The 2,359-nt window shown below is 64.0% G+C and carries 1 protein-coding gene; it reads right to left on the bottom strand.

Annotated elements, in window-relative coordinates; genetic code table 11:
- Positions 1–792: 792 nt before the first annotated feature.
- Positions 793–2,064 carry a YrhB domain-containing protein gene (locus AB0H93_RS42755; protein ID WP_358582333.1) on the bottom strand — a complete coding sequence of 424 codons (1,272 nt, stop codon included), beginning with the start codon at positions 2,062–2,064 and terminating at the stop codon, positions 793–795.
- Positions 2,065–2,359: the final 295 nt, after the last annotated feature.

Genomic DNA, 2,359 nt, shown 5'->3' with positions numbered 1-2,359 from the left:
TCCCGCACCTTATCCTCATTAACCGGCGGCGGCTCATCCCCCGTAAGCCAATAGCACAGCTGGCGCTCAAACTCACTAAACATGATCGCCATAACCGCCCCTTAAGCTTACCTATCCCAGCACTCGCGCCAACTACACCGACGCAGCCGAACCGGCATCACCATCGGCTTCGCCGGCAACACGGGAACACAAAATTCGGTCACCTCGATCCTGGCCGGCCACCCGGCACCGGCACCACGTCACGCCTCGCACAACAAAAAACACGACTCCTTCAAGCAGTAAGGTTCGCCGGACTACTCGAATTCAGGTAGATGTCACTTGCAATTTGTATTCGCGAGCGAAAGGTGATTTACAGCACGTATTCAGGGATCCACCACCCGCACCGCCACGCACAACGAGGATGGAAAAAACCTCAGTAGAACTTCTTGCGCCGCCCCGACGGCTTCACCTGTGCTTGCTGCCGGGTTCGGCAGGGCCGGCCGGGGTGAGGGTTCGACGAACTTGCCATCGATCTGGACCTGGTGCCCGGGCGCTGCATCTCGTAGCGCTTCCATCGGCGGTCATGGCGCTCGTAGCGCTGAGAAGCCAGCAACCTGCCGTAATACCGGCACGTCATCGCGACGTTCCCGCTGGCTTCCTCGACGTGACGCAGGACCGCGAGGCGCCGAAGCACCTCGCGGTCCAACTCGGGTTCACTCACCCGGATCTCGCTATGATCACCAGGCCCGGGTGTCAACCCTCTCCATCAATTTTATACCGGCTCCAGCACGGTTTCGCACTCACGACCGATTGTCAGCCAAAGCGCATGACCCGGAACTCGAATGGTGCGGTTTCGATGAGCGGCTGAGCACGCCCATCCATCGGGTCAAAGAGCTGAACACCGTCGGTTTCGTTCACGGCCACCAACAGGTGCCCGACGCTCTCCCGTCCCCGGGTGTCCTTCCTGCGCAGCCACACCAGTGCCTGGGTTTGTGCGGGAAAGGAGGAGATTTCCTCCAGGACCCCGAACCAATGGTCGTGGACGCCGATACCGACCACGGGGCCGAGCTCGGCGATCATGGGGCCGAACCACGCTGCCTGCGCGGGTTTCGGCGGTGGCATCAGCCCCGGTTTTCCGGCGTTCCAGTCGTCCAGCCACGTCCACGGATCACGGTTGGGCAGGCCGAACGGCTCTTCGCCGGCCGCTTTCGGGACCACCAGGGCCGCGTCGAGCATTTGATCGCGCCAGTCGCCAATCTGCTGGAAACTCCGGGTGGTGCAGGCGAACAGCCAGCCACGCTCGGTCTCGTCGGCCGGATCAGGAGAAACGAGTTCCACTTCGCCGTCGTAGGTGTACGTCAGCCACGCCTTCGCTTTCTCGACGGCCTGGGCGAATTCGTCCGCCGCGCCTTCCCACGGCAGCAGCTCGCCGTCGGAATCACCTCGCGCGCGGCGGAAACGTGCCACCACGAGCTCAGCGACCTCGGCGTTGTTCTGCTCGGCGACAGTTCCCCGCAGACCATCAAGAAAGATCACATCGTCATCCGCGTAGTTCGCGTACAACAGGTGACCGGCCAGTTCACGCCCGCCGAACTGACGGCGCAGCCACACCACTGCCCGGGTCCCCACACCTCCGCCCTCAATGGCCCTGGCCGCGTCCTCCCACGTCGTACAGGTCAAGACCTCGGCGTCGGGGAAATAGGTCGCCAGCATCCGATCCCACCAGCCCGGCGTTTCGCCAGCCGGATCCCACGGCAGCGCCGCGGCAGGCCAGCAGTTCACCGCGGCATCGGTCGCGATCAGGCAGTTAAGTGCGTTGACCCGCCAGCGCCACGACCCCGGCTCGGCCCGGGACAGATTGAGGGCCTCATCGAGCGGACCGGCATTGGACGCGGGAAAGGGTTCCGCCCCGTCCAGCGGCACGCAGATCGTCGCCGCCAACATCGGCTCGGCGGACTCCACGTAGCGGCAACCGAAGAACGCCGCCCGCTCCGTCTCGAGGATCGCCTCCTCGTCGCTCAGTGCCACACGCTGCCCATAGGTGTCCTGCAACCAGACGCGTGCCCGCTCCGCGAGCTCGTTCATGCCCCGCCGTCCCCCTTGCTCGCCAAACCATCTCCAGCGAAAGTATGAGCTCGCCGCACTCCAGTCCCAAGCCGCTTACCCGAATTTCAGGCACAACTGCCCATCCGGACTATCCATGCGGGGAAGGGACGAGGCCGTGTGTACTTTGTGCTGCCATAGAGCGTTTTTCATCCTGGCCGTTCCGCTGCCGCGGGTCGCAAAGGTGCACGTCGATGGGCTGTCGCAGGCGCCGCAGGCGCATAACCACCTTCGACGCTTGCACCGCCGCGGGTTCACGGTGCCCACCCCTAACACC

This window comes from Saccharopolyspora sp. NPDC050642, assembly GCF_040654735.1.
Taxonomy (GTDB): domain Bacteria; phylum Actinomycetota; class Actinomycetes; order Mycobacteriales; family Pseudonocardiaceae; genus Saccharopolyspora; species Saccharopolyspora elongata.
The sequence above is the reverse complement of the archived record's forward strand: the minus strand, read 5'-3'. Positions and strand labels throughout refer to the sequence as shown.

Bases quoted from the DNA above. Each gene is read 5' to 3' on its own strand.
- AB0H93_RS42755 (WP_358582333.1), bottom strand. From the start codon at position 2,064: ATGAACGAGCTCGCGGAGCGGGCACGCGTCTGGTTGCAGGACACCTAT.